Source organism: Pelagicoccus enzymogenes (genome assembly GCF_014803405.1).
Taxonomy (GTDB): Bacteria; Verrucomicrobiota; Verrucomicrobiia; order Opitutales; family Opitutaceae; genus Pelagicoccus; species Pelagicoccus enzymogenes.
In genome coordinates this window covers 17,135-43,244 of record NZ_JACYFG010000051.1, presented here as the reverse complement: position 1 = coordinate 43,244, position 26,110 = coordinate 17,135, and the positions used below count along the sequence as shown (strand labels likewise).

At 53.3% G+C, this 26,110-nt stretch carries 11 protein-coding genes, 1 tRNA gene and 1 pseudogene; 3 read left to right on the top strand and 10 right to left on the bottom strand.

Annotated features, from left to right (window positions below):
- Window positions 1-230: 230 nt before the first annotated feature.
- Window positions 231-3,104, bottom strand: coding sequence for a hypothetical protein (locus IEN85_RS19070; protein WP_191618698.1), 2,874 nt, complete (start codon window positions 3,102-3,104; stop codon window positions 231-233).
- A 695-nt stretch (window positions 3,105-3,799) separates the two neighbouring features.
- Here IEN85_RS19070 and IEN85_RS19065 point away from each other — a divergent pair.
- Window positions 3,800-6,076 carry a glycoside hydrolase family 88 protein gene (locus IEN85_RS19065; RefSeq protein WP_191618697.1) on the top strand — a complete coding sequence of 759 codons (2,277 nt, stop codon included), beginning with the start codon at window positions 3,800-3,802 and terminating at the stop codon, window positions 6,074-6,076.
- 24 nt (window positions 6,077-6,100) lie between these two features.
- Window positions 6,101-8,896: a family 78 glycoside hydrolase catalytic domain gene (locus IEN85_RS19060; RefSeq protein WP_191618696.1), complete on the top strand. Its 2,796-nt coding sequence runs from the start codon at window positions 6,101-6,103 to the stop codon at window positions 8,894-8,896.
- A gap of 315 nt (window positions 8,897-9,211) precedes the next feature.
- On the opposite strand, the gene IEN85_RS19055 is transcribed toward IEN85_RS19060, so the two are convergent.
- The 7 genes from IEN85_RS19055 to IEN85_RS19025 form a co-directional block, all read right to left on the bottom strand.
- Window positions 9,212-12,553 carry a hypothetical protein gene (locus IEN85_RS19055; protein ID WP_191618695.1) on the bottom strand — a complete coding sequence of 1,114 codons (3,342 nt, stop codon included), beginning with the start codon at window positions 12,551-12,553 and terminating at the stop codon, window positions 9,212-9,214.
- A gap of 407 nt (window positions 12,554-12,960) precedes the next feature.
- Window positions 12,961-14,493, bottom strand: a complete 1,533-nt coding sequence (locus IEN85_RS19050) for a sulfatase (protein WP_191618694.1) — start codon at window positions 14,491-14,493, stop codon at window positions 12,961-12,963.
- Between the two features lie 12 nt (window positions 14,494-14,505).
- Window positions 14,506-17,526: an alpha-L-rhamnosidase gene (locus IEN85_RS19045; RefSeq protein WP_191618693.1), complete on the bottom strand. Its 3,021-nt coding sequence runs from the start codon at window positions 17,524-17,526 to the stop codon at window positions 14,506-14,508.
- 30 nt (window positions 17,527-17,556) lie between these two features.
- Window positions 17,557-18,945 (bottom strand): sulfatase family protein, encoded by a 1,389-nt coding sequence (locus IEN85_RS19040; protein WP_191618692.1) that lies wholly within the window; start codon window positions 18,943-18,945, stop codon window positions 17,557-17,559.
- A gap of 26 nt (window positions 18,946-18,971) precedes the next feature.
- Entirely contained in the window at window positions 18,972-20,417 is a 1,446-nt protein-coding gene (locus IEN85_RS19035; RefSeq protein WP_224772741.1) for a sulfatase, read from the bottom strand.
- Window positions 20,418-20,492: 75 nt separating this feature from the next.
- Window positions 20,493-22,232, bottom strand: coding sequence for a sulfatase (locus IEN85_RS19030; RefSeq protein WP_191618690.1), 1,740 nt, complete (start codon window positions 22,230-22,232; stop codon window positions 20,493-20,495).
- A gap of 729 nt (window positions 22,233-22,961) precedes the next feature.
- On the bottom strand, window positions 22,962-24,197 hold the full coding sequence (locus IEN85_RS19025; protein ID WP_191618689.1) for a tyrosine-type recombinase/integrase: 1,236 nt from the start codon (window positions 24,195-24,197) through the stop codon (window positions 22,962-22,964).
- 208 nt (window positions 24,198-24,405) lie between these two features.
- Between IEN85_RS19025 and IEN85_RS19020 the strand changes: the two genes are divergently transcribed.
- Window positions 24,406-24,493 (top strand) — tRNA-Ile (locus tag IEN85_RS19020).
- A 180-nt stretch (window positions 24,494-24,673) separates the two neighbouring features.
- Here the strand turns inward: IEN85_RS19020 and IEN85_RS19015 are convergent.
- On the bottom strand, window positions 24,674-25,015 hold the full coding sequence (locus IEN85_RS19015) for a hypothetical protein (RefSeq protein WP_191618688.1): 342 nt from the start codon (window positions 25,013-25,015) through the stop codon (window positions 24,674-24,676).
- A gap of 281 nt (window positions 25,016-25,296) precedes the next feature.
- A pseudogene (locus tag IEN85_RS19010) lies at window positions 25,297-26,046 on the bottom strand (SMP-30/gluconolactonase/LRE family protein); the annotation flags it as partial.
- Between the last annotated feature and the right edge of the window lie 64 nt (window positions 26,047-26,110).

The following is a 26,110-nucleotide window of genomic DNA, read 5'->3' as shown; positions in this document are numbered from 1 at the left end:
TGGGGGCGGGCAGGCTATTTTACATGATTCAAACAAGCGAACAATCAACGGCCAAGCAACCTGACTGTCCGCCGCCACCCCAGATACCTTGAAAAATCGATACGCCCCTGAGGAAAACCTAAGGCTACCCCTCATTAGAAGAGGGTTCCGGCAACACTAACCGAATCGACAAAAAGAGAGGCAACGGCTAATAGCCGCTGCCTCCGAAAAGCTCACTCAATCTATGTAGGCTAGAACGTAAACGTGTTTGTTATACGAATGGTCCTCGGCTCACGCAACATGTACAAAGCAGTGCTCGAGGTGTTGTTTCCGTCTCTGGTGTCAACCGACCGTAGCGGGTGTACCGTGTAATCGTCGAATACGTTGCGAATATTGACCTGAAACTTCCAATTTACTTTATCGTTTAAGATTTTTCTGTCGTATCCAAACCACGCCCCAAATATTTCGTATCCTGGCGAGTAGAACGGAACATCGGGCAATACCGTATCAGAATCGTCAACACCGAAACCGTTGATAGTCTTCCCACGCATATTCATGCTACCCCCGATCGAGAAGCCCTTGAGGCTCGAGTCACCTGCGAATCGATAGGAAGTGATTAGGTTGGCCGTCCAGTTCGGGGCGAACACATCGGCTGGTAGATCCTTGATGCGCTCGAAGTTGCGAAGGGTTTCCTCTAGATCTGCTACGATTTCGGATACCGCTCGCCCTTCCCCGTCGCCGGAAACATATCCCATCCAAGTCTCGTTGGCTTTGATGATAGGGAGGTACTCGTTCATGTACTGGCGGGTAACGACACCACGTTCGGTGGTAGTACTGTTGCCGCGCTTGCTGCCGTTCAATCGGATATTCCAGCCCTTAACAGGTTTAGCCGTCATTGAAAACTCCCATCCCTTTGCGGTCGTAGTCGTACGATCCTTCCAGATCGATCCAAGCGTAGCGTACGGAGGCGATTGAAACTTCGGATCTCCCGTTTCATTATAGATCGTATTCCATATGTCTCGCACCTGCAGAAAATCGCCTGCAGGGGTTCTTCTTATATCATCAAGCTTATCAACCGTGGAATTGGTATAATACGTAAAGTCCAAGAACATCTTCCGATCCATAAGATCGAATTTCACGCTAATATCTTCGCCATCGCCCTGCGGATTCGGCAATAGGTTTCCGTACAGGTCGCGCGTGGTCGCGTTTACCGAGAAGTTGTTCGACGTATTGTAGCTCAAGCTCATGAACTTGGTAGCGTGAAAGACAACACCTTGGCTTTTAGTGCTACCGCCCCGAGATTCGGGACTATCCGCAAAGAGCTCGCGGGGGCTCAACGTGCGTGGGTTCACGTTGTTCAGGTCATCATCGCGGAAATCCCTGAAGTCTGCAGGCAAACCGGCGAATGAAGTTTGCGTATCTTCACGAAAACCATTCGTGACCACTAACCGGCGGTTGAAGAAGAAGCTTTGGATCGCGAGCGCCTCGGTCTCGACGTCTACGTCTCGTACGTTAGGCCCTTGCTGGGCCACAAAGGCCGGCGTGATCCCATTCGGGCCCGGCTCCGGAATGGGATCTCCTGAATAAATGACCGGTGCCTCAAGAATCCGCCTGCCCTCGGCAGTACTGAGCTTGCCGTTTTCCGGATCGAAATAGAATCGATACGAAAGCTGGTTCCATGGGTGCGTTATGCGCGTCTGCGGTGAAGTAGTGAAGAGCGGCGTTACATTGCGATGTACATTGTTGCTCGCCCACGACTCGACCCTAGAGTCCTCCAAAAAAACTGCCATTTGGTGCCTTCCGAGGTGCTTCACCCAATCGTCCCTATCGGTAAAGTCCAAATCGTAGGACAACATGGCTCGCTTGTTAATTCTCTCGCTGTCCGCATCGATAAGGGTTGGCCTAGCCTGAACGTACGGCAGGCCTACATTGGGGTTGGGACTACCGTCAGGAAGCTGCTCGTTGACGTCGAAATGCAACATCGCGTCCCCTCCCCGCATGCCATTGAAAGAACGGTAATCGTTTTCAACAGTATTGTATGCGAGCTCCAAATACATCTTGTCGGTGATCTTCTGTTCCAAAAAGAAACTGTTGGTCTCGTAGTCGTGCAATCGCGCCGCCAATCCCGCGAACGTGGTATGAAAGATAGGAAACACGGATTCGTCTATAGAAGACAATTTATTGCCCGAGGGAGCGAATCCCGCAGCGAAGCTAGGCTTGGCGCTTCGAGCTTGGTTTCGCAAAGTCATAGTAGGGATCTGCGTACCAGCTGGACTGAACTCCGTAGAGATCAAGTCACGAGCGCCATCGTTCTCCATACCTTCGACACGAGGCGTACTGGGAGTCGCTCGCAACGGAGACCCTTCCTGCATCCAAGCGCTGTAGGCGTCGAAGATAGGCCACGGTCGAACCGCCGGCTTGTCTATGGTCCCTCGCTCGTAGTTCGCTCTCAACACCGTCCCTTTCAGGGGCTGGTAACGAACGGTGAAGAAGTGCCGCTTGCTCAGGCCCTCAGCGTCAGGCAGGTAGTGATTGCTCGCATCGTAAAGCCCCGAATAGCGAACCGCCAGCTTGTCTTCGACGATCGGTTGGTTATGGTCTAGATTAATACGGAAGGACCCTCTATCGTCGATTTGAGTCGAGATCGAAGTCTTCTTCTTGCTGTGAGCTTGCTTCGTACTCGAGACGAAAGCTCCAGCGGGGTTTCCCAGGCCGAATAGCACCGCGTTCGGCCCGCGCGTAAAGGTCAGACGCTCCGTGCTGAAACGATCGTTCGGAATGCCGGTCTGGAAGAAATTCTGTCCTACAATCGTGGTGGAACCACCGCGCGTAACATACTTTACGTCATTGTTTATGAAGTCGTTTCCAAATCCTTGAGAATCGTTAAGATCGTTTACGAAAACGTCTGTATTCGGGGCGAAGTTCAGAATGTCTTCTATACTATTCGCCGCAAGATCGTTCATGATCTCTTCCGTAAAGATCGTCATCGAGGCACCAACATCTTTCAGGTCACTTTTGAGGCGAGTGCCACTAAGCGTTTGCGTCGCGCGATAGCCATCTTCGGACCCCGCATCGATCGTAAAAGGAGAGAGTTCATACACATCAACATCCTCCTCTTGAGCCATTAAGGCGGGAGAATAGGCAGCGCTCAATACAAGAGCTCCGTAAATAAGTTTCCACGTGGGGATTTCTTTTAGTGGGGGGTATATCATCATCGTTTGTATGTTGAATATCTCCACAGAGGAGAGCTTCACTGGAACCGAGCCGGTCCCTAAGGGTTAGGTAGGGGAAGGAATAGCCGAGAAAACCTCGCCCACCGGCAAGGGGCGGCAACTGCTCACTTAAAGCGAGCGAGATTCAGGCAGACTATCCAAGGTGGAAATAATACAGTTCGCTAACCCAACAAAGACAATTGCGGGACAACCTGACTGTACGGTGCAGCGGCCCGAACAGATCGTCTTCCTCCTCTAAGAAAAGGGCCTCCCGAAGCCTATCCCTAGCAAGGTTCGCTCTCCCTAAAGAGAACCTAACAGTCAGGCAAAGCCTCTCCGAGATCCCGTTGCATCGCGATGAAATCAATCATTGGTTAATTCCTTGGCCGCGCCCCCAGGGAAACCTGCCTTCGGAGCAGGAAAAGGCCAAAGATCAAAAAGAACCGCTCCCCTCTTCCGCTTCACTGAACTCAAATAGGATGCTCAGCAACAACGCCTTACAAAAACTACTCGCTCCGCTCGCCTGTCTTATAGGCGCCTATCTAGCGCCAGCTCAGACGCGGGCGGAGACCTCGTTCCACAGAATCTCGACTGTCAGCACGCGCGCTATGCCCAAAGATATTGTGGAGAGGCCGGCCAAGTGGAATTTCGGCCCCGGAGCCCTACAAAGCCATGCTGGCTGGCAATACGCTGCCTTCTGGGACGACCAGCGCCAAGTTACCGTTGCAAGACGGAGGCTGCCTGGAGGCTCCTGGCACGCGGTATCGCTTACCGGATACCAACGAACCGAAAACGGCGACCGAGGAAAAGTCGGCCCCATCGCCCGCGGTTTTGGCGACGGTCATGAGAAAGTAGCGCTGGGCATCTCAGCGGACGGCTACCTACACCTAAGCTTCGACCACCATGGTTCCACCCTTCGGTACCGAAAAAGTCTACACCCCGTTGCCCGAAGCCCAGAAAACTACTCATGGAACGACAAGCTCTTCGGCCCGGTACAGGACAATCTAGGCGGTCCGAAGATTGAAGGCGTCACCTACCCAAGCTTCGCCAACCACGGAAAAAACCTATCTCTCTACCTACGCCTCAACGGCGGCTCGGGCAGCGCCGATTCCTGCCTTTTTGAATACAGCAACGGCAAGTGGTTCCTCAACGATCCCGCACAGGCAAAGATCATCGACAAGAGTTGGTCCCGCGGAAATAAAACCGTGAACGCCTACCCTCACTCCTTGGCAACCCACAACGGCCGTCGACACTTGACCTGGTGCTGGCGCGACTCGCCCAAGGCCGACACGACTCACGACCTCTGCTATGCCTACAGCGACGACCAAGGCAACACCTGGAAAGACAACGAGGGCAACACCATCGGTATTAGAGGCAACGCCTTTATTACTGCCGACACCCAAAGCGCCGTAGTCTGGTCGATCCCATCTGGAACGAAATTCGTAAACGGGGGCTCCATGACGGTCGATGCCAGCGGTCGCGTCCACGTATTGATGAAAGGCGAGGACGGCTCTCCAGCTTACTTTCAGCGCAATCCGACGACTGGCCAATGGAGTCGCCAATCTTCGCCGTCCCTCGGAAGCCTGGCGGCCCATGACGATCGCGTTTATCTCGTAACTCCAGAGGGCATCGAGAGCGCAGCTGCTGACAGCTTCGCCAAACGAGACAAGCTCGCTTCGGGTCCAGCAACGCTGTTTGAGGACAGCAAAATACAAGTGGACCGCAGCCGGGCGGATGGCTGGATTTCCGTCATCGGACAAACCGGGAAAACCGTTTCTGTAGTTGATTACTGGATCGGTCGCTCAGATCCCCCGGAAGAACGCCCCTCCCTTGCTTCGGTACGCAATGAGCTTAGCCGCGTCGCAGACTGGCAAATCGAGCACTTCGGCGAGGTCTTCGACAACAAGCACCGCAAACGCCCCTACACCGCCAATGAATGGCCGGCCGCCACCCTAATGGTCGGGATGGAAAAGTGGGCTGAGATCTCAGAGGACCCCCGCTACTACCGATGGTTGATAGATCTTTCAGAAAACATGCATTGGAAACTCCGACCCGCTCGCTTCTACCACGCGGACGACCACTGCATCGGGCAGCTATACCTCAGCTTGTACCAGAAATTTGGAGACAAATCTAAGTACAAAAATATAGTCGACCAGTTCGACAAAATCATAGCCAAGCCATCGACCGTTCCCCTCACCTGGAACCATCGAATCGGAGAAGATCGTTGGAGCTGGTGCGATTCGCTCTTCATGGCCCCACCCGTCTGGGCCAAACTCTCCTCCGTCACGGGCAATCCAAAGTACCGCGACTGGATGTTCGACGAATACAAGGCAATCACCGAACTTCTCTTCGATCCGACCGAAGACCTCTACTTCCGCGACACCCGTTTCATCGAACAAAGACACAATGGCAGCAAAATATTTTGGGCTCGCGGCAACGGTTGGGTGTTCGGCGGCCTCGCAGAGCTTATCCCCGAACTGCCTAAAAACTCCGAACAGCACCGGTACTTCGTAGATATCTACAAAAAGATGGCCCGCCGCATTGCCTACCTGCAAACCCCAAACGGCCATTGGGCCATGAGCCTTCTCGAGGCCGATACCTACCCTACTCCAGAAACCAGCGGCACCGGGTTCTACTGTTTCGGCCTAGCTTGGGGCATCAACGCCGGCATCCTTGACCGCGATACCTACGAACCGGTTGTCCTGAAGGCCTGGGGAGCGCTCGCGCGCTCCATCACCCCCGAGGGAATGCTAGGCTACGTCCAGCCGATTGGCGCCGAACCGGGCTCGGCATGGCCCGACCGCACTGAAGTCTATGGAACCGGTGCCTTCCTCGCAGCTGGAGCCGAACTCACCCGACTTCTGAAATCGATACCCGAGCGCTGAACCTTCGCCTCCACACCCAAGACAATGCCATCGAAATATCGCCTTCTCTCTCTACTCGCCAGCCTGCTCCTTGTGGCTCAAAGCTACGCAGCTAGCGTGGTCAACCTGACCTGCGAATACAAAAGGGACCCACTCGGGATCGACGAGACAAGCCCACGTTTGAGCTGGCAAATCGAGTCACAGGAACATGCGGTCCAGCAAACCGCCTACCGCATTCTCGTCTCAACTACGCCAGAAGGAATCAAGTCCCGCCAAGCCGACCTTTGGGACAGCGGAAAAGTAGAATCTAATCAAAGTCTCCACCTTCGCTATGCAGGCCTCCCCCTTTCGTCGCGCCAGACTTGCTACTGGAGCGTCCAGTTCTGGGACCAGAATAACAGGAAGAGCGAGTGGTCAACCATCGGAAGCTGGGAAATCGGACTTCCTTCGCAGTCGGATTGGGACGGCGCCAACTGGATACAAATGGAGGGCGACAACCGAAGCTCTCCCCTTACCAAAAGGTCACTCAAAACCAAGTTCATTAACGAGGCCAAGGAAGTCCAATCCTACCCCTCGCCTCTGTTCAGGAAAACCTTCACGGTCCGCCCCGGAATCAAGCGAGCCCGCGCCTACCTATGCGGTCTCGGATACAGCGAAATGCAAATCAACGGGATCCCTTGCAGCGACGCCGTTCTCGACCCCGCCAACGTCACTTACGATCGACGAGCTCTTTACGTCACCCATGACATCACCGCCGCTCTCCACCCCGGTGAAAACGTCGCCACAGTGCAGCTGGGCAGTGGTTTCTATGGTCAGAACCATGCCTTCAATGCCCCCGGCCTCAACTACGGCAGGCCAGGGCTTATCGCCAAAATCCTCGTGGACTACGCAGACGGCTCCACTCAAACCATTAATTCAGACTCTTCATGGAAAGCATCCAGCGGCCCTATACTCTACGACAACGTCTACGGAGGGGAGAGCTATGACGCTCGACTGGAAATGGACGGCTGGCAGCTTCCAGGATTCGACGACTCAAGCTGGTCGCACGCAACGCGATGCGAAGCCCTCGCTCCAAAGCTACAAGCGCAAATGATCGACCCCATCAGGAGGATAAAATCCCTCGCCCCAGTATCCATAATCCGAGGACATGACGGAAAATGGATCTTTGACCTCGGTCAAAATATAGCTGGTTGGGCAAAGATCCGGGTTCAAGAGCCGGCAGGCACGCAACTCACCCTGCGCTACTCTGAAATCCTGACCGACGATCGAAGAGAGCTCGACATGATTACTACCGGGGTTCACGCCACTGGACTCGAGCAAATGGACATCTACATCTGCAAAGGTGACGGAATCGAAACATGGGAACCTCGTTTTACGTATCACGGTTTCAGATACATAGAAATCGAGGGACTCAGTTCACCCCCTGACAGCGATACGCTCCAAGGCGTATTCGTACGCACCGCCGTCGCCCGACGAGGCTACTTCCTAAGTTCGGACGAGGTATTGAATAGAATCTACGACGCGTCAATGTGGACCATCGAAGACAACCTCCACTCCATTCTGGAAGATTGTCCGCATCGCGAAAAATGCGCCTGGCTAGGCGATACGCACGCTGTCGGAGAAACGGCCATTTTCAACTACGACATGGCCCAGTTCTGGACAAAATTCGCGGACGACATCGAGACGAACCTCGGTCGCGGAGGCGTCACCTACTGGGGCCAAAAGGCAACCCCTGGCATTCCCACGAACGTCGCCACCGGCCGACGCGTCTGCCAGGAAGCTCGCCCTGACTGGGGATCCGCCTACATTCTCCTTCCTTGGTATCAATACCTTTACTACGGTGACACCGACGTGTTCACACGTCACTACCCTCACCTCAAACGCTGGATCCAATATGTCGAATCTCTCACCGAGAATGGCATTGTGATCCGTGGCTATGGAGATTGGTGCCCTCCCGGCGGCAACAAGCACATGGAATGTCCGGTCGAACTGAGCTCAACTGCGTTTTATTACGGCACGCTACGCGTCATGCAGCGTTTTGCGGAATATCTCGGCAAGCAAGATGACGTAGAACAGTTCAAAGAACTCGCGCGAAGAACGAAGGATGCCTTCAACAAAACCTATTTCGACGAATCCATAGGCGGATACGGATCGCAGACCGCAAATGCGATTTCCTTGCGGTTCGAATTGTTTCCCGAACGCCAACGGGAACGCGTCTCCAACTCGCTAGTACACGATGTCACCGCAAACCACCTAGGTCACGTAGCCGTAGGCATCCATGGAGGACGGCCCATCTACAGCCTGCTCAGCGAAAGCGGGTCAAGCGATGCCGCCATCGCAGCCCTAAAAAAGCCCACCTGGCCAAGCTACAGCTACGCTCTGTCGCAAGGCCTGACAACTTGGCCCGAAATTTTCGACGAATTTCCACGTGGGCGGAGCACTTCGGGACGATCCCTCAATCACCCTATGCAAAGCGGCTTTGCAGCGTGGTTTCACGAAAGCCTCGGGGGCATCCGCCCAGGAGCGCCCGGCTTCAAGGTGGTCCATTTGAAGCCATACGGTTTCGATCAACTCGATTGGGTAAAAACGAGCCACGATTCACCGTACGGAACAATCAAAAGCGAGTGGTCAAAAAATGGCGAACGATTCCAGTGGGAGGTATCCATTCCAGCCAACACCACCGCTAGGATTTCCATTCCAAGCAAGGCTGCCGATCTCATCACCATGGGAGGTAACGCCTTGTTGGAATGCTCCGACGTTAAACTCGAAGGAATCTGCGATGGGTACGCTACCTTTACGCTCGATTCAGGCAGTTATTCGATCGACTCCGAGCTTCCTTGAAACTGTCCAAAGGGAACGACACCAGAGAACGCCTAGCGTACCCGACTTTCGACGTTTCCCCCATTTTCCTAGAGGATCCTGCCGGAAGGGAATTCTGCTAGCGTAGTCCCAGTACGCGGCTTTTCGCCGCAATAAGCTAGCCGGACTGAGTGAAACAAGATCCGCTTCACAAGGCAGTCGAGTTGAAGGCTCAGCACGACACGACGACAGTTTTGAACAATCCCCCGATCAGCTTTCGATCGCCCCAAAGTCCAAACCCAAAAAATTGGCGATGCCCCGATCGGGCATCGCCAAGTATAAAGCGAAGCGGAAAAACTAGAACGATAGGGTGTTACGGAAGTCTATGGTCCTAGGAGCCTGGTACTTGTATCGAATAACTTCCCCAGTTCCCGCCTTATCCGTTCCAAACGGCACCAATTCCGTATCACTGAACAAGTTGGTGATCTGAATCTGCCCCGTATAGTTCACGTTTCCGAACTTCTTCTTGAAACGGATGAAACCACCTGTCGAAAGCGTGTCTCCGCCCGTATAGGGGTTGGCTGCATCAAGACGAGCTCCAGGGCCCGGCTTAACAGGATAACCCAAGGTACGTACATCCCTCCAACGAGCGTTTACGCCGAATGCCCACCCCTTCAAGTTAGAGTCGTTACCGAAGGTGTAGGTGCCCACGAAGTTAGCCGACGACTTTGGCTGGCTGGAATCCGAAAAGCCGATAAGGTCGCTTAAGCGAAGCACGTCATCTTGAGCACCACGAATCAGCTCAGGAATCGTAAGGGCACGATCAATCAGCTTTCCGTTATCGTCGCGGCGGCCATGGTAGGTAAGAAACTTCAATTTGGCGCCCGTTAGGTTCATGTAGGTTTGGCCTTCTGGGTTATCCGCCAAGTACTCCGGATGCTCAGCGAAGACGCTCGGCACGAAATCCATCCAGTAAGTGTAAAGATCTGGCCCAACCTCGTTAATCTGACTATCTTGGGTCGAGAAGTTAAACATCATTCTCAATTGTCTGGTTGGGTTCACAGTCATGCGCAGCTCTACACCTTCCGATTGAACGGACTGGCGGCCCACCCAGTTAATTTCCCTATCATGTCGGTAAGGAGAAGTCAGGTAGTCAGTCGTATCGTCGGTAACGAAACCCTCTACGTCGTTTTGCAGCCGGCTGACATTTTTCCACAGCGTTTCGGAAACAAAGTCCTGGTTGAAAATCGGGAATCGCGTTCCAGTCCTGATCTTCGCTTGCCGCTCGTCTTTGGAAGTGGTGCGAAAAGCAGAGAGCGATAGGTTGAACTTTGGCCCAAAATTGAGCCGAACTCCCGCATCTTCGCCTAGACCGGACGGATTCGGCAGCTCCTCGCCGTAGATATTATTTCCACTCCCGACCGGGTTGAAATTATCAGCCTGCGAATAGAAAAAGGAAACGAACTGATTTGGCTTTACCACTATACTTTTCGTAGTCGGATCTCCCGCCTTGAAGACATAATTATCGGTAGTAGATCGTGGATCGAACTGGCGAGCATCTCCGTAGAAATAGTAATCGTTATCGAAGCGGTAGTCTCTCATCTGCTCGCTGATTCCCCAGTTGTCTACGTCGTCGCTTCGCCAACCCAAGGTCGTTACAATCCGTCCTCCAAACAAGTAGTGCTGCATGGTGTACGTTTGAGACACCCGCTTCTCGTATCCCTTTCCGCCAGCAATATCGGGGGCCAGACCAAGGGTTATGCCATTCTCATCAGTCCGAAGATTCGGATACCCTTCCACCGTATATCCATCCGCAATCAGCACATCTCCGTAAATGGGCTGCTCGTAACCTGGGAGAGTTGGGATAGCTCCACCCGTTGCGTACAGTCCCTTCTCAGGGTCAATGTAGCTTCTGAAAATAGGGGAGTTCTTCGCATTTGTTCCATTACCGGCTATCGGAAAGCTGAGTCGCTCACCCGTTTCCGGATCTACGATGTACCCTCTCCCTGCAGCCGGCTGATAGCCACCTCCACCCACAACGTTCGTTTGAACGTAATAGTCCTCTTCCGGATTGTAAATAATCCCTGTATTACGAATCTCCCGACTGATGCTTCTGTCCGGAACGAATCCGCGTCTCGGTCCCGTGTAGCTCGGAGACAGTCCAGATCCAGGTTGCCGCACCAGCAACTCGTTCGTCAGGTCCGGCGTGAGGTTATAAAGTCGAGAAAACTGCCGAAACCTCTCCGTTCTCGATTCTTCCTGCATTGCAGCGAAACGGAATTTCCCTAGATGGCGCAGGATATCATCTCGACCCTGAAAATCTAAATCGTAAGAGGCCGAAAACCGGACAGTCTCCGCATCGCGATCATGTATAGGTTGGTGCCGCACCCAGCTTCCCTGAATAAAATACTTACCCGCATACGGATTGGGAATGAGGTTATCGGGAGTACTGTTTGGCAAATACATATTCGGATCCGCCTGAAGTTTGAACCCACGCAATTCGTCCTGAGCATTCCGACCATGCTCCTGCGAATTGTAAGCAAGGTCCAAATACAGTTTACCAAATTTCTTGTTCACGAAGATCTGCGTAGTCTGGAAATCCTCGTATTTAACAGCAGCGCTACCTAGATAGTTAACGTCTTTCGGTATTATGGAAGTATCCAGCAGGGATCGGGTCTCGCTCGGCGAGGATCCCACATAAGTATTCGACCAATCCAAGGTCGGAACTTCCGGTCCTCCAGGCACCCCTTTGATCATGAACAGAGCGCGGGAACTGTCAGTGTACTTCTGCACTCCCTCTGGAATTTCGTCTTCAGGGGTGTTTATGTTATCGAAAACAGGTTTGCCTGCTGCAATCCACTCGCTTATACCATCCCCAATTGGCTCGCTGCGCCCCAAGATCTGGGACTTCGACCGCCCTTTCTCGTGTGACAAGTTGATCTCGAGGTCCTCCATTATTCCCTCAGATCCAGAAAATGGCCTGTATTTCAAGGCCGCATGAAATCGCTTGTCTCGGGAAAACACACCATCAATCCAGCTGCTCTTGTACTTGTACAGAGTATTCGCTACGATCGCTAGCTTATCATCGATCAGGACCCGATTAAAACTGGTAGTAGCGCGGTGGCCGCCATTGGTATCGTAGTTCGCTGTGAACTTAGTGGTATTCCGAAAATTTGCGCGCATCGTCATGGAATTCGCGATACCACCAGGCTGGGCAATTCCATACAAGATGGAGTTCGGCCCCCGGGAAAAGGTAAGTCGTTGCGTATTGTATCCATCCGCTCCGTAGAGCGACTTAAAAAAGTCTCGACTCAAGGAGGTCACCTTGAACCCCCGAACTGTGTAACTTACATCATCCCGAGCGTTCGCCGCCTCAGGGTTGGAAACGAGGTCAGGATCCCACGAACCCGTGTTGGTGGCAAATTCGAGAGCCGAAGAGAAGTCGTCAGCCCCGATATCTTCGAGGAAATCTTTGGTGAAGATGTCCATGGCGCCGCCAATATCACCGACATTCGTCCTCAACCTCGAGCCCGCAAGCGTTTCAGTGGCATGGTATCCACTATCCGAACTCCCATCGACAATAAAGGGAGAAAGTTCAAAGGTGTCTTCTTCGATATCATTATCATCCGCAAAAGACAACGTAGCCACAGTGGCCACGGCAAGAAGAGCAGATCCGTGACACGGTCGCAGGGCTTTCATGAGGTATGGTTTACTTGATAACATTTTTCGTTTTCAGGGGGCTTTGGTAGTTTCACTGTTATTGAGTGCCCGACAAGGGCCTGCTACCCGATCCTCGTCTCTCAACAAACGAAAGAACACATAACGGAATCGGACCCACGGATGAGGAATATCAAACCTCAACGCAAGCTTCCTAGCGCTACGTTTACTAGCGTCAGTGTATAGGGGGGCAGGTAACAATCAGTATAAGAAACCGATCTTCCCCGTTTTGTCCGCTGAAGTGATTACGGACTGTCAGTCGAGCGAACGTCAAACCTATCAACGACACCCGATATCCCGAGCTCGACCGCCACTCTATATAAACCGGAAGACGGAGGCTGCCCTGTTCCCAAGGGCGCGGTTTGAGAGCAGACGATAAGATCGGAAGGCTACTCGTCTCTCCCCTTAGCGACCTTCAGCCCTCCGACCTGGACCCCGTAAAGGTCCGGACGGTGCTTCGCGGGATCGAAGTTTTCATTTCGCTTGGGCTGCAGACCGCCAGACGCCACGAGCCTATCTTCCATCAGCCTATCCAAACGCGCAACAATCTCGGGATGCTTCTCGGAAAGGTCTGTTGTCTCGCCTAGGTCTTCAGCCAGATTGAACAAGCGATAGGCATGGCCACCGTTCTTGCCTTCGTGAAAGATTCGAATCAGCTTCCAATCCCCCACGTGCACGGACATGCAGGGAGGCAACCACTCAGGCACCTTTGGCATGACCGGGAAATAGGTAAAGATCGCCTCGCGCTCCAATTCCCCACCTTTCAATGCTGGGGTTATGTCGATCCCGTCCACCACGTGTCCCTGCGGCAGCTCGATACCAAGCTGAGCGTGCAGCGTCGGATAAAAGTCAGAGGTTTGTATTGGCTCATCGCTGACCGAACCTGGTTCTACCATCCCCGGCCAAACCACAATGCAAGGCGTGCGGATGCCTCCTTCGTAAATACTGGCCTTACCTCCCCGCAACGGTCCTCCATCGGTCGGAGCGCTGACGTATTCCTTGCCCTCCATATCTGTTTCCGGAATACCGTTGTATTCGTTCCCTCCGTTATCGGACGCAAAGATGATGACGGTATCATCCGCGATATCAGCCGCATCTACGTAGTCGAGCAATGTACCAATGGCATCATCTAGCGAGTGGACCATCGCGGCGTAAGTGGGAGAGGTCTGCTTGCTATTGAAATCGATCTTAGGACGATAGCAATCCACGAGACCTTGCTTCGCGTCGAAAGGAGCATGAACCGAGAACTGCCAGTAATTCAAGTAGAACGGCTTGCCCACCGCCTGCTGCTTCATCCAGGCAATCGCCTCTTCCGCCATGCGGTCCTCGATGTGCTCCTTGGGCAAGTTCTCCTTGAACTCCGGATACTTCCAAGGAGCAACAAACCAACCTCCTGGGCCCGGACCTGGCCAATGCGGGATGTCGACGTCGAAACCGTGCTCCAATGGGCTGTAAGGCTCTCGACCGAGGTGCCACTTGCCAAAATGGCCCGTCGCGTACCCCGCGCCTTGCATCTGCTTGCCCAGCGTGGGCCAAGCGGTATCAAGCCGAGTGAGAGACTTGATAGGCACCGCTTGGAAGGCGGCATTACCTGTGGAATCCGCTATCGACTCAAGCCGAACGGGCATCTGGTGATGCGTGGGCGCCACCGAGCCGTGTCGGTCCGGCAGTTGCCCTGTAAGCGCGCTCGCCCGCGTGGGTGAACAGAGCGGGCTGTTTGAATACGCTCGGTTAAAAAGCATGCCACGGCTCGCCAAGCGCTGCAAATTAGGAGTCTGAAAGAGTTCAGTATGGCCGTAGAGAGTTGTATCGGCCCAGCCGAGATCGTCCGCCAAAATGAAAATGACGTTCTTTCGTTCTTCGGTAGCAGCGAACTTACAAAAGCAGATCGCCGCGAATATCAGGGTAAGTCTAAGTTTCATTTCAATCTGTTTCTAGGGAAGGAGCAGTATGTCGTAGGCTCCAGCCACGATTTCCGACACTGCGATTCCATCATTTTTGGTAAATTTGAGTTTTGCCCCATGTGGGGCATTTGCCCAGCGAACTTGCTTAGACAGTTTTTCAGGAATGCGGATCGTCGCAGAACTGTTAGGCGGAACGATGACCCGCATGCGGATGCCCCCCGAAACCTTTTCCCAACGAGTTCGAGCTTCGCCGTAGCGAGTCTCAAGGCGGGCTTCCGCGAACTCCAACGGCGACTCGAAAATCGGAGCTACGATAAAGTGCTTGTAGCCAGGGTTGCTTTCGTCCGGAGCCAAGCCAGCCAGTCGCTCGTACATCCAACGACCGATCGCTCCGTAGGCGTAGTGGTTAAATGAATTCATTTTCGCGTCGCCAAACCCAGTCTCGTGGTTGTAGCTGTTCCACCGCTCCCAAATCGTAGTGGCTCCCTGATCGATAGAGTAGAACCATGACGGGTACTCGCTGGTAAAAAGTACCGCAAGCGCTTCGTCGATATTTCCAGTGCTGTCCAGAACCCGAGTTAAGTAGGAACAACCGACAAAACCTGTATTCAATCGATTGTTCTCAGCTCTCACCAATGCTGCGAGATGCTCTCCCAACTTCGGTTTCAAATCTTCCTCAACTAAATCGAAGGCAATCAGTAGAGCGTAGCCAGTCTGCGTTTCCACCGGCGTCGTCAAGCGACCGTCCGCGTCCAGAAACTCTCGCCGAATCGCGCTTCTTATTTTCTCCAACTCGCTCCAATGACGTTTCGCCTCTTCTTCCTTCCCCAAGAGTTCAGAAACCTTGGCGCAAATAGTTGTAGTGTATCCAAAAAATGCTGTCGTTATAAGTGGACGAGGAGTGGATCCATAACGAGGCTCCTTAGGGTCGATAACCCCTCTCTCAGTCAACGGCTGCAGCCAATCGCCGAATCCAGTATCCGGAGCTATGTGGTTCGGGCTGCGTCTACGGTAGAGATCCGCGTACTTATTCATCGCCTCGTAATTCTCCTCTAACACAGTAACGTCGCCAGTTTGCAGATACACTTCCCAAGGAACAATGGCGATCGCGTCGCCCCAGGCCGGCGAAAGTCGAGGCCCTCCCCAAAACGTTCCCACGTTGGGAGCGACGACAGGTAAGCGGCCATCCTCGCTCTGGTGCTCACGAAAGGTCTTCAGCCAGCTTTTCCAAAAGGCATGCACATCAAAATTGAAAAGCGATGTCGCCGAAAAAGTCTGGGCATCGCCCGCCCAACCAAGACGCTCGTTGCGCTGCGGGCAATCAGTCGGAATATCGAGAAAGTTGCCTCTTTGTCCCCACTCAATATTGCTTTGCAGCTGGTTCAGCTTGGCATGCGACGAAGTGAAGCTTCCAGTCTGTTCAAAGCTGGTGTGCAACACCTCTCCAGCTACCCAACCTAGACTCGGGACTTCATTCGTATCATACCCAGAAACCTCTACGAACCTGTATCCAAAAAACGAGAAGGTGGGTCGCCACCGAACTTTTCCGTCTTCCGCAGGAACGTAGGTTGCCTGCGAACGGGAGTTCCGATAGTTTTCTATGTAGAGCGAACCGTCCTGCTCCAGCATCTCTGCCACCCGTATCCGAATTTTCTTATCTTTGAGCCCAGGCAAGTCGATGGCAGGCCAGCCCACCATGTTTTGTCCCATATCGAAAACGACAGTCCCCTCGCCCGCCGACACGATCTCAGTAGGCGTCAGCACCTTCCGTACAGTAACGGTTTGGAAGGTCTTCGGCAGGAGAGAAACCCCATCCAAGGAAGCCGCTTCAACTCGTTTCCAACCTGCCGCATCGTATCCCACCGAGCTCCAACCTGGAATCTCGTTCCGGGCATCATAGTCCTCGCCCCAGTAGATTTCCGATTTCACGACCGGCCCCTGATCGAAATACGTCCAAGAGTCATCGGTCGCAACCACTACTTCGCTCCCACCCGCACCCGCAATCTCAAGCTGACACAAAAATTCCTGAACCTGTCCACCGAGCCCCCGGTTCACATCGCTCGGACCTAACTTGCCGATTCCCTCTCCCTCCTCGCCCGCGTACCACCCCTTGGCCACTCGCGCGCCAATCACGTTCCTTCCCTCGACCAGGTAGTCGGTTACATCGTAGGTGAGCGTTTCTATACGCTGAAAATAGTCGGTCCAACCTGGAGCGAAGGCGTCTCGTCCCACCCGCTTCCCATTGATTTCGACCTCGAAAATTCCACGCGCCGTAACGTAGAGTCGAGCCGTTCCCTCAAGCTCATCCAGCTCGAACTCCTTGCGAAAGTAGGGCACGTTACAAGCATCGGGGGGTGGAATTTCAATCAGTTGTCCATCCCACCTGAGACACTGCTTGTCTTCGCCGTTTTCTCGGTAATCGATCGTCAGTGCCATCGGACTTCCGGTACGCTCCTCTCGCTCGAAGAGCTCTCCTTCCCCTACCCGAATGCTAAAGATCCGATCGGGATCATCCTTCACCGAGTTCAGGATCGCATCCGTTACATCGATCCTGTATCGATGTCTTCCATACGTTAGTTTAGTGATCTCGATCCCTTCCAGGCTCCTCACCTTTGGCTGGTATATCCATTTAGCGGACCAATCGTAGCTGGCAAGCAATCCGTACTCGATTTTTGCCCACTGACTCCATGGGGACACATCGCCTTCCTGATCCCAGTACCTGACTTTCCAATACACCTTCTCCCTCGAGGTGAATGGCTCACCCGCATACTGCACGTAAACCGACTGCCCCGACTCTACCTTGCCGCTATCCCAGAGCGTGGCATCTTCAGTAGAGCTTACGACCCGAACTTGGTAAGCAAGCTGCGCGGCGCCAAATCGCTCGTCTGCCAGCTTCCACGAAAAGCGCGGTCTCGTATCGTGGTATCCCAATGGATCAACGATACCGTCGCCCACTCTCAAATCATAAGGAGCCTTATCCGCCGCCCATAGGGAACAGCAGAACAAAGACAGTATTATCAGGAAACAGGAAAAGTTCTTAAAGCGGGGCATCAGGAGCATAATTTCGTGGAGATTGAAACACTAGTTGCGAGAAACGAGCTTTCGCTGCGTCAATGGATACCAGTTCTCGATTTCATCCTTCAGCTCGGAAACGACCTCTGGATGACGCTTCGCCAGATTCTCCTCCTCAAAAGGATCTGCAAGGATATCGAACAATTGGATCGCCTCATCCCTCGGGTGCACCACGGCATAGCGGTTAACTTCACCGTCGTAACTTAGAATCAGCTTCCACCGATCGCGGATACACCAGAGATACATCAATGAAGCCTCAGGATTATCCAAATCCACGATATCATGGGCATAAGAATCACCGAAGATGATATCCCGACCGATTCGCTTCGCTTCCCTAGCATTCGGCAAAAGGTCTATGCCAGGAAGCCCATCGGGTGTTTCCACGCCCGCAGCACTCAAAACGGTAGGGAAAAGATCGATACTGCTCACGAGCTCATCGCGAACGCCAGGCTTCAATTGGTTCGGCCAAGACAGGATAATCGGCTGCCGGGCGCCTCCGTCGTAAACGCTTTGCTTCGACTTCGGAGCAAACTGGGTAAACCAACCTTCAGGGACAACCGTATCTTCGGTCTTCTGTATCCAACCATTGTCACACACATAATAGATCAGGGTGTTATCACGCAGCCCCCTCTCCTCCAAATGATCGATCAGCTCGCCGCAAGTCTCGTCGAACCATTCGCACATGGCATAGTACTTGGCCAAAGCCGGATCGAGACCGAGGGTCTCGTAGCGCTTCAGTATCCGCTCTGGCGGGTTGTGCGGAGTATGCGGCAGGAAAGGAGCATACCAGATATAGAATGGCTTATTGTCGCTTTCCGCGCGTTCGATAAAATCAAAAATCGGCTCCATCCCCTCTCGGCCAATTTCCAGGCCCTTGTCCCCGTGCCGCAAAAGACCTCCTGTATCGCCTCCAGTCATCCCATGAGTGAAGCCGCCTCGCTGGTAGCTGCCTTCCCACCATTTTCCACTTTGGTGCGTTAGGTAGCCATTTCGCGACAGGATTTTCGGCAACGTATCCAACCTGTCGATATTCTCCAGCATCTGGCGGCTTAGTTCTATGTGCTCCGGACTCCTCACCGCCGCCAGTTTCGGCGACGGGTCATTTCCCGTTATCTTGTGATCTTTGGAGTAGTGCCCTGTCGCCAAAGTCATCAGGGAGGGACGACACAATGGGGTCGGTACATAAGCTCGCCGGTATACAACCCCCGACTCGGCTAACCGGTCGAGATTCGGGGTACGAATATGCTCGTGTCCCATGAATCCGTAATCCGTCCACGTTTGGTCGTCTGACAAAATCATTACGATATTCGGCTTTTCAGCAAACGCAGATATGGCTGCCGAAACGCCAATGGCAAGAGCGAGACAAGGCTTCGCTAGGGATGGTAGGCTAATGTTCATAGTAACATTTGATGGGATAGTAACTATTAATTCGCTCGCCGCAGCTCCAAGGCTGCTAATGCCGCCTCATAAGCGGCGTGCCCGGTGGAACCTTCGCCCAATATCTCATGTTCGGATGAAGCAGGCGGGATCCACTTAGCGAGGTCTTCCTTTGTGTTCTTAAATGCAGAATTCCCAGCTAGATTTCGCCACTCGTGCGGATCGTCATAGTGGTCGTAGAGCTCTTCAGATCCGTCCTTGTATCTGATATATCGATACCTCTCGGACCGAACGCTATGATTACCCGGACCGTAGGTGGACAAAATAGGCCTGTCCCACAGGGCTCTCGAATCAGCGAGAATCGGAACCAGCGAATCCCCATCGAGGGAATCGTCCGAGTCGAAACCGCATAGGTCCAGCAGCGTCGGGTAGATATCTATCAGCCCTACCGGTTGATTCGCACGGGCCGCCTTTCGGGATTGAGGAGTCGATACAATCAACGGAACCCGCAGGCCGTCCTCCCATAAAGTGCGCTTCGCCCAGCGTTCCTTTTCGCCTAGATGAAATCCATGATCTCCAAAGAGCACGATGATGGTGTTCTCGTAATGTTCGCTGGCCTCCAAGGCGCCTAGGACCCGTCCCACGCAATCATCCACGTAAGCGATCGATGCCAAATAGGCCTGCACCGCGTGCTGCCATTCGCCATTGTCCTCCATCCATTGGTGCGTCGGGGCGATATGTTTCAAGGTTGTCAGGTTCTTCGCGTATTCAGAAAGGTCCGACCGATCATCGGCCACAACCTGCGGCAATAAGACTTCCTCGCTTGGGAACAGGTCAAACCACTTCTGCGGAGCATACATCGGCACGTGGGGACGATAGAAACCAACCGCTAGAAAAAAGGGATCCTCCCTCTCGCGCTGCAATTCGTCGACTGCCCAGCGAGCAAGCCTATCGTCGGTCATGTCCTCCCCATTTGCGGGAAAAGCTCCCCAATCCCATAGCTTCATGCTGAATGGGTCGCTAATCTTTTCCTCCGGAAATGGGCCGAAGCCCCCGTTTTCATCGAGATAGGTGCCAATCGTTTCGAATATTCGACGATTGTCCCGGTTGTGAAACAGCTTTCCCCCAGCCAAGACCTCGTAGCCTTCACTGGCAAAGCGCTCGGGCAAGGTAACGACACCCTCCAATGCAGGAGAACCGTCGATGTCCGGATTCAAAAAGTAGATACCTGTCCGATGAGGGAACCGGGAGGTCATCAGGCTGGACCGCGACGATTGGCAAACCGGGGACTGGCAGTGCGCGTTCTCAAACAAAGTTCCCTTGCTGGCCAAGCGGTCGATATGAGGGGTCTGCGCTTGAGGATGCCCGCCCAGCGTGCCCACCCAGTCGTTCAAGTCGTCGACAGCAATAAACAGCACGTTCGGCTTCTGATCGCCGCTCGCAGACGCTGCCAGACACCCGGCCACGAGAACAGCCAGCGACTTCGAACGCATTGAACAACGCATTAAATGGCCCATCCCGAGCATTCTCGAACAAGCAGTGATTCGCATCAGCCGAGGAAACATAGCTCAATCAGCCTTTACCAAGTGGCTCTTGCTTTCAGGGGGCTTAGGGCGGATCGCGAAATCTCGTCCTAAGATCGACGCCCGCAAATCGACAAACGGATAATCGCGGGTGTCATTGTCAGCATCATAGGACGGGTTCAAAGTCGGATAATACTTTTCTTCCACGTTTTGAGCCAACCATTCATTCAACTCCACAAACAGCTCGCGGGCGAGCTGAGGCTTGGCGTCAACCAAGTTGTTCGATTCGGAAAGGTCTCTTTCAATATCGTAGAGCCACAGGCGTCCGGACCAGTCGAAGATCAACTTGTAATCTCCCTTTCGAATCGCCGAATGCGGCGTGAGGGGCATGTCGTCCACAGGGTTGTGGACGATCACGTTGAACGGGTAGTGCCAGTAAAACGTCTCGCGGTCATACCCCTCGCTCTGTGCCACGCCCCCTTCGATCACGCCAGCGAGGCTTCTCCCATCGATCTCTTGATAATGAGGTTCAACATCGACCCCTGACATCTCCAAAACAGTAGGGAAAATATCATTACAATCAACAGGGCGGTCAATCCATGCGGAACGATCGATCTTACCCTTCCAGTAAAAGAAGAGCGGAACGCGGATGCCTCCTTCGTAAACCATTGCTTTCCCGCCTTTCAGCGGAGCGTTGCTCGTCGGTCGCGTGTCGTCGGAGCGGGTGGACTGGTTGAGCGGCCAAGAAACGCCGCCATTGTCGCTCATAAAAACAATCAATGTGTTATCCAATTGATTCGTCTCGCGGAGCGTATCCAACAGTGCTCCTACCGATTCATCGAGGCTGCGAACCATAGCGGCATAAGTCGCATTGTCGTGACCATTCCACCCACGGTTCCCCTTCGCTTCGAAGTAATCGACGTCCTCCGCCTTCGCCTGAAGCGGTGCGTGCAGGGAAAAGTGGCAAAAGTACAAAAAGAAGGGATCATCTCTCCTCGACTCAACATGAGTGCGGATAAACGAGGTAGCTTGCGCGGTTAGCTCATCCGTAAGGTAACGCTGGCCCGTGTCGATGCCCAACTTGGATCCAAAAAGTTGCTCCTGGGGCATTTCGCTATGATGCGGCTTGTTCGAAGCCCACTCCTTCCGCCAACCAAAGTAGGGAGAGCCTCCCGCATCGTAATAAGCCAACTCCTCGAAACCTTGATCGTGAGGCTCATAGCCCTTCGACCCATGTCCGCCAAGATGCCATTTGCCAACAAAGGCGGATCGATACCCCTGCTCGTTGAGCACTTCCGCCAAGGTCTTCTCATCACGTCCGCGATCTGTAACTTGCCCCGAAGGCAAAGCCAGCAAAGTACCTCCATTCCACAAAGCCTGTTCCTCTTTAATCGGATCTCCCCAATAGATTGCGTCCTGCGCCATGTATCCACTTGGCGGAACTTTTCCGGAGTTGTACCAACTCCGCACCGAGGGAGGCGTCGCCGTGGTGAATCCCAACTTGCTGGCGTACTTCCCCGTTAAGACACTTGCACGCGTCGGCGCGCAAAGCGGGCAAGCGTAGGCTTGGGAAAAGGAGACCCCGCTCTGAGCGAGCGAATCAAGATTCGGCGTTTCGAAAAACTGCTGAGCTACCGGCACACCAGTAGCACGCTCGGCGAACGCCCCAATGTCCGTGTAGCCGAGGTCGTCTGCTAAAATGAGGACAACATTAGGCCTCTTCTCAGCAGAGGCAAAGAGTGAGCATCCCACAATCGAAACAAACGCTAACAAAAGATATTTCATGGATTTTGGAAAAGGGTCGCTAGAAACGAAGCCCCGAATCATTCATCAAGAATCGTAATCGGCGCATGTTTCTAGCTTCGAACTTTGGTAATATAATAGTGAATACATAAGGCCTTCAATCGGAGCCGCGCTTGCCAAAGCGAGGGAACCCCGCCACAAGAAACGCCAAACCAGAGCGGAACCTAGACGCTCAAGCATCCAAAACAACCAGGCGTTGTCACCGCAGCTTCACACTGACTGTCAAGCCCCTCCATTTTCCTTTGGCAAACACCCCCTTGACTCCCTCACTCCGCCAAACAAAACCTTGTTCGCGAGCCACTTACGAAACGTAAGACAGGGACGACTTGCCGAGCGAAAAACTCTACTACCACCCTCACCCCATGCGGTCAGCTCCAGAACTCACTCTTCGTTGTTCCTACTTCATGGAGACTGTACTTCAGCGAAAAGGTCGAACGGGAACCACCAATACGTTTTCGAGCCTAGCAAGAATGGGTAGAATGTGACTCTGAAGATCACTCGACTCATCCACAACGATGACGTTATTTGACGAGATGACCGCACTGGTTGATACAAAATAGCCAAGTGTACCTCCGATTGTTGGATCCAACGATTAGTCACTCTTTGCCATTTTGCTGAGCAAGTTTCTTCCTTTGGCCCGATCCCACGAACTAGATTGAGGACATCGAAAATGAAGGACAGGAATTTTACGCTCAAACTTGATCAGCGAAATTACCTTTGGATTTCCAGACCCGCGACTGGCTTTACTTTAGTGCAAATGTAGTGGCTCTCTGTAACGGTTACGGTGCTATGCCTCAACGCAGATGAAGCAGTGTGAATACCGTAGCTCTGATTTATCAGACTACCAAACTCCTTGCGAAGCGAGTGGATCGGACTCCGAGACTTCACTCCATTTGACCTTAGCCAGACGATCAACTCCCTGTAAGTCTTCTCCGCTCGGTGATATTGGTAGGTCACCTTGTGCCTGAGAGGCGGACGCTTCGACTCCAAAACGAACTCTCCAGTCCTCCTGTCGTAGCAGTACCGAAGGAAACGGCATACATCATCCGAGAAATAGGTAACGCCCTCGGAAGACTTCGACTTCAACTCGTAATACTCTGTCGCCGTAACATGGATACAGTTTTGATAAAAATCGACCGAGCTCCAAAGAAGCAAATCGGCCTCCGTTCTTCTCAGACCACAGACGAGCGTCAGAAGAAGAACCTTGTAGGCCTCGACATTTTCTTTCCGAAGCTCGGAGTCCGCCTTGTCCAAGAGAGCTTGAGCGTCGATCCCTCCCTTGTATCGGTACGAAGGCTCGCGAAGCAGCCTTAATGTAGTACCGGGGATCTTTTCGGGAAGATCAAGATAAGCGAACTTCTCCAACTGCTCCGCTCGGAACACAGCCTTGTAGGCTCTGATCAACCCATTAATCGTAGATGCGGATCGACGGCGCTTGATTTGGCCGCAAACCTCGCCTCTCTCCAAGGCCATGCGGCACGATTCCCGCCATTTCATAAACTGCCTGTCCGAAAGCGAACAAATCCTAACCTTCTCCACTTTCCGCCGCCATTTCTCCAATTCCTTCCGAGGCGCCTTGACGGACGGCGAACGCTTGATGCCCACTACCTCCGCAATAAGAGTAATGACCTTCTTCCTATACTCTTCCGCCGTCATCAAAGCCACGCCCGGCATCTTCAGAAACTCGCCCAAATAGTCTCCGAAGGTCAAGGCGTCCCCCTTGGACTTGACCCCAAGCCCCATCAACGTCCGGTCCCAGCCGTTAGCGACCACCGACTCCCAAATCGACTTCGCCTTGGAAGCGGCCTTGTCTCGATCGGAGATCTTCAGGGGAATGTCGTGCTGCTCTCCGTCGTGGGCGATCCGGACCGAGTAGTCGGCACACTTCCGCAGCTCTCCCTTGTGCCGGTACTTTCGCTGCCGAACAGCGGACTTCCAGTATGCCAAAGTCGACTTGGACCTGGCGGATTCAGCAGTGGCGGATCTGGTCGGTTTCTTCGATTTTCCCGATTTTCTCGGCTCTTTCGTCGAAAAATTCTGTACTAGTTCTGTACTAGAATTTCCGAAATTAACCTGAATAAGATTGTTTTGGATTTTTTCGATATTCGCGGCCATCGTCTCCTAAGTTTTTGATTTACAGTCATTTCACTTGGAAAGGCTTGTAAACCTAGAGACGGAACTTGTAACGAATCGGCCAACTCATAATCCATTGGTCCTCGGTTCGAGTCCGAGCGGGCCTACCATTTTTCTGGGTAGGAGCAAGCATGCGCGAGATCAGCAAAAGCTGATGCCAAGACCGAACGAGTGGCAGCGCCTTCTAGGTACAAGGCGATTCCCCACGGTCGCGACCGAACTGAGGCAGCCCCTTACCTCACAGACGAAGATTGAGTAACGAGCTAGGCCATCCGTGTCTAAGCGAAGCCCTATTTGTCGCAGGGAGAGGCGAACCCTGCCTTTCGCAGCAAGAGGGCGAAGGCCCGAGGTGCGTTGTCGCGGAGAAATTCCAACTGGCTCATCAGCCCTTGGGAAATTACCTCCCGCGAGGCGACGTAGAAATTCGCATGCGTTTCGTCGTCGAAGCATTCCCCAGAAATGGAATCCGAAACGGAAGCGAGGTCCGAGAAGTACAATTCCACGTTTTCCTCCACTTCGCGAGCCATCGGAACAAAGGCTTTCACGAAGCTTTCTTCGTCGTCGAAGTCAGTCTCATCCCCAGCTGGCGACGAGGCGATCTTCTGCGGGTATTCTGGGTCTGGAAGGCACATGTTGGATTGGTTTGGATTTCGGTCAGGAACCCCCAAAGTTTACGCGAAAATAGCAATTCAGACTACCTGAAAGCCATCTAGTCTTTCGGAATGGAGTCTGGACCGCTGGCCTGCGCGTAGCGGCCCCTACGAAGTTCGCTAAAAGACCCTAGCCCTCACCCTAGGGCTTTGAACAGGAAACTTGGCACTCCCTTCACTCCCGGCTCCACGGAGAAAAGTCCGCCCGCTTGGGGTTCGCGTTTCCAATCCGCATCCTCAAAGCCAATGCTCGCAGTTGTAATGTAGAGCGTATCCAAATCTTTACCACCAAAGGCGCAGCTTGTAACGCGAGCGACCGGCAACTTGATTTCCTGAAGCAACGTTCCCGTATCCGGATCGTAACGACGCACCCCCCAACCTTCCCAGAAGGCAACCCAAAGCTTTCCCTCAGAGTCGATGGTCATCCCATCTGGAACGCAGTCCTCTCCCCTCACATCCACGACCACGCGACGATTCGAGATCGTTCCTGCTTCCCTGTCGAAGTCGTAGGCCCAGACTAACCTTTGCGGGCTATCGATATAGTAGAGGGTACCTTGATCCAGACTCCACGCCAAGCCATTGGAGCAAGTAACCTGATCTTCAAGAGTCCTAATGCTAGTAGTGTCATTATCGATACAGAAGAGCGACTGCTTACCTTCCGGCCCCATCGAGCCAACGTAGAAACGACCATCAGGACCTGCCTTTCCGTCGTTGAGACGATTGTCACGACATCCGTTCATCGGATCGCACCATTTGTGGAGAGCCCCCGTTTCGAACTCGAGAGCATAGACGCCATCTTTCAATCCCACCACAAGTCCGCCAGCCGCATTTTCGACCACCGTGCCCACTTGCTGGCCCACGAAAACCGATTCGTTTTCACCTGACTCCGGATCAAAGCGGCAAACACGCTGCCCCTCGATATCGATCCAAAAGACCTTTTGCTCGTTTTGGCTCCAAAATACGCCTTCACCTAGTTGAGCCCGGTCGTGGTAGACACACTGTAAATCACACATGGCTGGCGATCTTCCAAGACCCGGCAAACTTGGCCAAGCAATAATCGCTCATCCCTACGAGATC